Origin of the sequence: Natronobacillus azotifigens, from assembly GCF_026805325.1 — a bacterium.
Classification (GTDB): domain Bacteria; phylum Bacillota; class Bacilli; order Bacillales; family Amphibacillaceae; genus Natronobacillus; species Natronobacillus azotifigens.
This window is the reverse complement of sequence record NZ_JAPRAT010000050.1, coordinates 1-8207: the sequence shown is the minus strand read 5'-3', so window position 1 is coordinate 8207 and position 8207 is coordinate 1. Positions and strand designations below refer to the sequence as shown.

At 35.5% G+C, this 8207-nt stretch carries 5 protein-coding genes; 3 read left to right on the top strand and 2 right to left on the bottom strand.

Translation table 11 applies throughout. From position 1 onward, the window contains the following. Window positions 1–3 precede the first annotated feature (3 nt). Window positions 4–468: a DUF421 domain-containing protein gene (locus OWO01_RS15645; protein ID WP_268781405.1), complete on the bottom strand. Its 465-nt coding sequence runs from the start codon at window positions 466–468 to the stop codon at window positions 4–6. 277 nt (window positions 469–745) lie between these two features. Beyond that, complete coding sequence (locus OWO01_RS15640) at window positions 746–1192, bottom strand: hypothetical protein (protein WP_268781404.1); 447 nt, start codon at window positions 1190–1192, stop codon at window positions 746–748. Window positions 1193–1290: 98 nt separating this feature from the next. Between OWO01_RS15640 and OWO01_RS15635 the strand changes: the two genes are divergently transcribed. The 3 genes from OWO01_RS15635 (at window position 1291) to OWO01_RS15625 (ending at window position 7692) form a co-directional block, all read left to right on the top strand. Further along, complete coding sequence (locus OWO01_RS15635) at window positions 1291–2094, top strand: MerR family DNA-binding transcriptional regulator (protein ID WP_268781403.1); 804 nt, start codon at window positions 1291–1293, stop codon at window positions 2092–2094. 1322 nt (window positions 2095–3416) lie between these two features. Continuing rightward, the gene (locus OWO01_RS15630; RefSeq protein ID WP_268781402.1) at window positions 3417–5441 is read left to right on the top strand and encodes a methyl-accepting chemotaxis protein; all 2025 of its coding nucleotides are present in this window, start codon (window positions 3417–3419) and stop codon (window positions 5439–5441) included. 943 nt (window positions 5442–6384) lie between these two features. Beyond that, the gene (locus OWO01_RS15625; protein ID WP_268781401.1) at window positions 6385–7692 is read left to right on the top strand and encodes a SulP family inorganic anion transporter; all 1308 of its coding nucleotides are present in this window, start codon (window positions 6385–6387) and stop codon (window positions 7690–7692) included. Window positions 7693–8207 lie beyond the last annotated feature (515 nt).

Here is an 8207-nt window from a genome sequence, read left to right as displayed (position 1 = left end):
CTATTACTTCTTGACCACGGAGAGAGTTCCATTGGTTTCTAAGATCACTTGACTTACCTGCTTCAAATCGTGTTCGCCACTTGCTCTAGCAGCTTGAAATATTTCTTTTTTTTGAACACGTTCTTTTTCTAATGCTTTATCTAGAAACTCCCCATTATGGTAGAGAAGAGTAGGTTCAGATTTTATTAAGTTATTCAAATACGGAATTTTAACAGCAAAATTTGATACAAAATATTGAAGCATTAGCACAATAAAAATACTTAAAATACCATCAGCTACTGTTACTTGATTATTTGTTAAAGTGGCCGCTAAAATAGATCCCAAAGCAATCGTGACGATAAAATCAAATGCATTTAACTTAGCTAAACTCCTTTTACCAAACATTTTTAGGGCAATGATAAGAAAAATATAAATACTGACACCTTTTACAAGAATACTAATTAATGTACTAGAATCACTAAACAGCATACTGTACCTCCTAGGAATACTTTTCAATGTAATATTCCCCGTCCAACAAACTATGAATCATCTGTACTAAACTTGTCTAACTGATGTGATATACGCGGATGACCCAAGTTAAATAGATGATCCTAACATTACAATATACTCCTACTGTAAAAAGCTATCCAGTCAATAGACTAGATAGCTTTTCCTTACTAATTATTCTTGAATAAGCAGCTCCATAAATTAACTATGCACACAAACCTAATCAAACATTCGACAAATTTCGGGCGGTGACAGGCACCTAAATAGCTTCTCTTTCTGCTTCTCTTTCCGTTTTTCTTTCATTCACATATTTATGGTGAGCGTCTTGCCCACGAATATCTTTTCTTGTTAATAAATATTTTTTTGTTGCAAAAATAATCGCAATTGCTACAGCTGCAATTAAAACATCCAGCATGTTATCACTATAAATCAACATTTTTTGTGCTGCTGCGAATAAAATTAATTCCATTAAATTAGTCGTTGATGATGCGAGTAGAACGAGTACAAGCTCGATACCGATCACGATCATTAAACCTAAACTTAAAAATGTCTTAATCGCATCATATGAATGCCCATTCGTTGCCATTGATAAATCAATCAATTGCTTAGCCATTTGATAAATCCCCATAATCATTCCAAGCGTTATGATAATTGCAATTAACACTTCAATTAAATAAATAATGTGAAAAAAATATTTTTCAACCATTATAATCCCCTCACTCTTTATTTTCTCTTGTTTTTTGTGTGTTACCAATGTAACCTAGAGATAAGCATAAACAATCCTACAGTGGGAGAGTCAATACAATGAGCGAAATAAATCAAGATCTTTTAACTATTGGGCAACTACAACAACTAACCGGTACACATATCAAATCATTACGTTATTATGAAAAAGTCGGTGTTTTAATTCCCGCATACATTGACCCAGACAGCCGTTATCGATACTACAGCTTAAGTCAGGTGCATCTGGTTTTTGTTATACAAGCAGCAATAGAGCTCGATATTCCTTTAAAAACATTGAACAAATTTCTATCCCCTGAACATCGTTCGCTCAATTTAAACGACTTTTTAGATTATGGCAGACAAATGGCTGAAGAAAAGATTAAATTAATTGAAAGTCAGTTCGCCTTAATCGACGATTTACGTGCGAATTTAAGTTTATCAAAACAACTTGAACAAGGTGATTTCATGATCACAGAAAAACCTCGAATGTATTATGTTACACCTTTTGACGGTGAATTGAATCAACAAGCAGCCTATTCGACGTTAGGCGAATTAGCAAAAAATATTATGGAAGCAAAGGGGCATTATGGACTAGAGGTCGGCATGGTTTACATTAAATCAGCAACTTGCTTATCGAGTTATTTATTCTTCGATTGCCTTGATTCAAAACCGATTTCACATTTACCGCACTTAATCATTCAAGAACAAGCTTACACAATTACGCAAGGGAATTTGACCAATGATGAAATTAAATCATTCATTCATCAAACAAATGCTCAACTCACCTTTAAAGTAGAGCAAATTGATGAACAATTGGATTTAACAAACCTGACTTACCATCTGAAATATACAGAGGAAGAAGCTGATTTCCAACTCGTATTCTAATGACCATTGCGCTTTTCTATTCATAATGCACCGAAAAAAATAGACCTTTTTTCGATAATAGGAAGAGATACTAACGGTGAATCGCATGTAAAAAATTAAATTGACTAGTATTTTAGTTCTGGGCTTGAGATAAATTTCACCATTATCCGCACATCACAGACAAAGCTACCAGTTGGCCCCCTGTTCTATGATTTTTAAAAAATTCAGATTGATAATCGGATTATATATTTTTTAAGTACATAAGATGTTTGGCCATATAAAATCTATTTACTTTGTAATAGTGCCCACATTTACTTGATCGAAGAAACTACGCACATACCTACATTATCAAATTTTCTGCTACTCTCCTAAAGTACAAGAATAGCAGGGCTTTTCTTATCTTTCGCGAATAACAATTCGTTGTACAATGCTTAATAATTTATTTTCACCTTCAGCATTCAGTTGATGTTTCCACGAACCACGAAGGAAACGGATACTTCCTGTTGGATGCATTTCCTTTTGTCGCGTTACTTCTCCCCAAATGAACTTTTAATTGCCTTCGAAAAAACACATCTATGCTCGAACAATTCTTTCTCACTAGCTATCCGTAAAAGTTTGGGTTGACTGTAAATCTCCTTCACCAATTCCGATGGGCCAATTCGAGTGTCGTTCCTAAGGTTAATCTACTAAAAAAAGGAAAATCAACACATCAATTGATCGTCTTAATTTGCCTTGTGTTACTATAGAACATTGCAAATCAGTGTAAGGGGCCTCGTAGCAAATTTTCATTTAGATTCATTCTCGTCTTACTCCAAATCTCTTATACCTCCGTACCGTGTGGCATTGTAATAATTTCTAGTAGTTTTTTATTAATTTTATGATATTGTATAGTTTAAGAAGTTTCTGTGTTTAGTCTATCTAATAGAATTTATGAAAAAAAATATCGAAATAAAATGCACCCTATTTTTTTCAACCATTACGAACTAATTAGGCGATTTCTACATTCTCATCTTCAAGCTTGAATTGAATGCATTTTAGTTCCTCAAAAATTCTATCAAAAGAGGACACGACCTTTTAAAAATTCCCTATTGAAGTATCATTCCTACTATGGGGGATTATCACTTAAAGATAATTTGCAGTAAGTCTGTATCTCGTAGATAAAGTGAAACTTCAATCAGTGGGGGTTTTTAGGTATTCCCCCACTGATTGTTAGCCCTAAAGGCCTTTGAACCATTCGGGCTAGCGTCCGTTACTCCGGGATAAAACAGGAAATATAGTCAAGATAATGGATCTTCAAAGTTTAGCGTTTTTTTGAATTAATATGATTAAATGGGGGGATAAAGATGAAACAAGGAAAAAGAGGATCTATTAGAAAAAAGATTTTGCTGTATCCACTTGTGGCAGTATTTGTAGGAATTTTGATTATTGCTGTTGTTTCGTCAAATTTTACAAGAAATAGTTTATTGAAAGAAATGGAATTACAAGGCTTACTCATGTCAGAAAAAATGGTGGATCGGATATCAGATAATAATCTAGCCCTTGATACGATAGATGATATGTTAGAAGAAAAAATTCGTGCAGCTGCTAGAACGGTAATCAACAACGAAGACCGTTTAAGTGACGATTTCTTAACGGAAGTTATGGAGAACATCGACGTTCATGAAATTTATTGGTATTCTCCAGAAGGAATGATCACTTACTCAACCGTACCAAGTTATGTTGGTTGGACTGTCCCTGAAGATCACCCGTTGAACGCTATGATTCAGGGAAGAGATGAATTGATGGAAGAAGTACGCAGGGATGTAGAATCTGATACTTATTTAAAATATGGTTCAGTAAGAAATAATCAGGGAGGCTTCGTTCAAGTTGGTATTTCTGCCGATATTGTTAATGAACTTACAGAAGAGTTTTCGTATCAAAGTCTAGTAGAACAACTAGCTACCGATGAGGAAATTGTTTATGCTACAGTTATGGACAATGAAGCGGTTATTTTAGCAAGTGATGATGTAGAAGATATCGGTGATCAATTAGATGATATTGGAAGTGTTACTGGAGCTGTTCACGGAGAAACATACGCATCTGAGCATTATGAAGAAAGTTTGGGTGAAGTGGTTTTCGATGTGATTTATCCAGTTGTTTTAGATGGAGACCATGTAGGAGCTATTAATATTGGCTATTCCATGAACAGTGTTAGAGAAGCAATAAGACAAAACATTATATTCATAGCAGGAATGGGCTTACTTATCTTTATCTCGTTAGGTGTACTGCTCTACTTCTTTTCCAATCAAATCATTAAAGTAATTAGAACGTTAAAAGAGAAGCTTAATAAGATGTCTCAGGGAGATTTTACGGTTGAAATTGAAGAAGCATTAACACAAAAAAATGATGAGCTAGGTGAAATCTCTCAGGGGATATTGACGATGAAAAACGCTGTTTCTGAGATGGTAAAAGAAATTATGGATAGCTCAGAACAAGTAGCAGCATCTTCAGAAGAGTTAACTGCTACATCAGAACAAGCAGCAACAGCAGCGGAAGAAGTATCAAGAACGATTGAGGAAATTGCAATCGGTGCAAATGATCAGGCGAAAGATACGGAAAATACAGCTCATAACATTGATAATCTTAGCAATTTATTGGAAAACAATGCGCAATATATGATAGAACTTAATGATGCATCAGAGAAGATTGATGCTCAGAAAGATGAAGGATTTAAGATTTTAAAAGAGTTGATTACTAAAACGCAAAATGTAAATACAGCAGCTAATCATGTCTATGATATTATCATCAGTAACGATCAAAGTGCAGAGAAGATTGAAAACGCAAGTGCGATGATTCAAAGCATCGCTGATCAAACCAATTTATTAGCACTTAATGCGGCAATTGAAGCTGCTCGAGCAGGTGAAGCTGGCAAAGGATTTGTTGTCGTCGCAGATGAAATTCGAAAACTTGCTGAAGATTCAAATCGATTCACAAGTGAAATAAAGGCTGTCATTGATGAACTAAAATCAAAATCTGAACTTGCAGTAAATACGATGGATAAAGTGAAAGTAACGGTTACTGAACAAGCACAAAGTGTACAAGTTACGGAAACCAAGTTTGACGGGATAGCCGAAGCGACAGAATTTGTTAGACATGCTGTAGATAAGCTAAATCACTCAGCAGAACTAATGAGAACTAATAAAGATAACATTATAGAACTGGTGGAAAATCTATCTGCAATATCTGAAGAGAACGCTGCAGGAACCGAACAAGCTTCAGCCTCTATGGAAGAACAGGCAGCAACTATTGAAGAAATTGCTCATTCAGGCGAAAACCTAGCATCTATAGCAGAAGATTTACGTATTTTAATTGAAAAATTTAAAGTATAGGAAAAGTTAGATCAACTACCTCTAACCCTTAGCCTATTTATTAAATGTTCTTATGCAAAAATACTCTTTTTTCGTTGATCTCCTAATCAGCAAAAAAGAGTATTTTTTTGATGTTTTTTCTATATCTCAAATCGACAAAGGATACCAATCCTATTAATCTTCAATTGTAATTTGCGTAATGAAAGCAAATCGAGCTGAAAATTAAAATTAAGTAATTGGTAAGCATTACATCGTTCATCCGATCGACACCGTCAAAAACAAGATAAAGTATCTATTACATAATTAACGTGGTTTTTTGAGAATAGAAATGGGGAATCTTTAAAGCGATATAATATTTTCAAAATACCTTCATCCCTATCATAACCAATGGTGTCAAAAGAGACAGAAATCGAATAACTACTAATCAATACTTTAAAAGATGGACTGGGTAGCAAGCCATCCACTTACGTCTTAATTTTTATTGATTAAAAACTTCTAAGGCGAATTATCATTCAAACAATCGGCAGGACGGTGTATTCGGGTGTAATCAGGCTCATGCACTAACTAGAAAGAAGTAAAACTGCAATCTCATTTATGAAAATTAATCTATTTTTTATCTCCTTCTGTCAGTATTATAACTGTCCGATACAGTGAAACTTCAATTAGTGGGGTTTTTTGGGTATTCCCCTATTGATTGTTAGTGGAATCATTCGGGGTGCTAGCGTCTGTTACTCCCATTTAAAGGTATTCTCCTTGTTTTGAAGTAGGAGTCTTACGGACGTTTGCTTCAGGATAAATTAGGTATTGACCCTCTCAAACATCTACACTTTACACACAAATTTATACCGTTTTTCTTCGACAGGATCTGACATCCTTAAAACATGCGCCTTGCTAACAGCAAGAGAAAAGCAGTAGAATAAATAATAGAAGTCAAATTTTTTATCAAGGAAAGGATGGGCACGGTTTGCTAAAAAGAATTATTCCCGCATTAGAGTGGATTCCTAATTATAATAAAATGAATTTAACTGGTGACCTGTCTGCAGGTTTGATCGTCGCCATTATGCTTATTCCTCAGGGAATGGCTTATGCCATGCTGGCGCAATTACCGCCTGTCTACGGTTTATATGCATCTACCATTCCTTTGGTGATTTACGCACTTTTTGGAACCTCAAGACAGCTAGCAGTAGGTCCGGTAGCGATGGTGTCATTGCTAGTTCTTACCGGTGTCACCTCAATGGCTGAACCAGGGACGAATACATACATTTCACTCGTTTTACTTTTGATGTTGTTGTCAGGAATTCTTCAATTCCTTATGGGCGTTCTTAAAATTGGATCTCTTATTCATTTCATTCCACATTCCGTTATCAGTGGATTCACATCAGCTGCTGCTATCCTCATTGGTTTAAGTCAACTCAATTATTTATTAGGTATAGACTTAAACACGAATAAAGGCACTTTTCATGTGCTGTTTGAATTACCAAGTAGGATGAATGAAGTGCATTTGATTACGTTAAGTATTGGATTGTTCAGCATGTTGTTATTGATTTTATTAAAAAGAACAGTACCGAAACTTCCAGCCCAGATTGTCGTTGTCGTTCTTAGTGTTTTGGTCTTAAACCTATTTCAATTACAACAACAAGGAGTAGAAATAGTCGGAGAGATACCGAGGGGATTACCATCGTTATCTATACCTAGATTAGACATGACATCCATTAGAGATCTTTTTCTGATTGCTTTAGCCGTTGCATTAATTGGCTTTATGGAATCTATTGCAATGGCGAAAGTTATCGCAGCAAAAGAAGGTTATAATATTGAGCCAAATCAAGAATTAATCGCTATTGGTTTGTCAAATATTGGGGGGGCATTTTTTAGTGGATCTCCTGTTGCAGGAAGTTTATCTCGTTCTGCTGTCAATCATCAAGCTGGGGCTAAAACGCCACTTGCGACAATTATTACGGCTATCATTATCAGCCTAACCCTTCTATTCTTTACTGATCTTTTTTACTATCTGCCCCATGCCGTACTAGCAGCAATCATTATTGTTGCTATATCAAGTCTAATTGATACAAAAACAGCGGTGCAATTGTTTAGAAACAATAGACCTCAGGGATGGACATGGGTAATGACCTTTGTTGCTACACTAACACTCGGGGTTGAAACTGGACTCGTGATTGGCATTCTATATGCCTGTCTTGTTTCTTTTTCTTTAAAAAGAAGAAGCCGTTCCGTTTCAAAGAAAATATCTTCACGAAATCATTCGAATAGTGAATGATTTCGAGTAGATGGGAGTGACTAACTCCCGTCCTCTCACACTGTCATAGGCATCGTACGGTATACGGACGTTTCATTTAAGTCCAACTTGCGGTTTGATATCTACCAAAATAGGCGCTTTAACGCTTGCCTTGTTCCGTATTAATTACCAAGCGGCCGGCTCAGGGTAGGGCTAGTTGATATTAGCCAATAAGCTTTCTTTGTATTCGCTTATTCACCTTTCCTGATCTCTATCCTCACCACATCGAATAGGTTCTTCGCCTTCGATTTTATCTTTTTCCATTCTTTCCAACGAATCATTTTTACCCTGCTCCTTATCCAGCCATCTTAATCATTAAATGCGTGCGGTGTTTCTTCCAATTGATAATAACCTAACCAACTCACTAAATATTGATATAATTTCTTTATTCTACGCTTCATATCAATTACCCCAGCTATACTGTTGTTCAAGCTATTGTTTTCCTTATTTTATAGCATCATGTTGACGGTTTCAGAGTTTGGGACTCTCCCATATCT

What these genes read in the sequence shown, in the direction of transcription:
- OWO01_RS15640 (WP_268781404.1), bottom strand. Translation starts at nt 1,192, where the DNA reads ATGGTTGAAAAATATTTTTTTCACATTATTTATTTAATTGAAGTGTTA.
- OWO01_RS15635 (WP_268781403.1), top strand. Translation starts at nt 1,291, where the DNA reads ATGAGCGAAATAAATCAAGATCTTTTAACTATTGGGCAACTACAACAA.
- OWO01_RS15645 (WP_268781405.1), bottom strand. Translation starts at nt 468, where the DNA reads ATGCTGTTTAGTGATTCTAGTACATTAATTAGTATTCTTGTAAAAGGT.
- OWO01_RS15630 (WP_268781402.1), top strand. Translation starts at nt 3,417, where the DNA reads ATGAAACAAGGAAAAAGAGGATCTATTAGAAAAAAGATTTTGCTGTAT.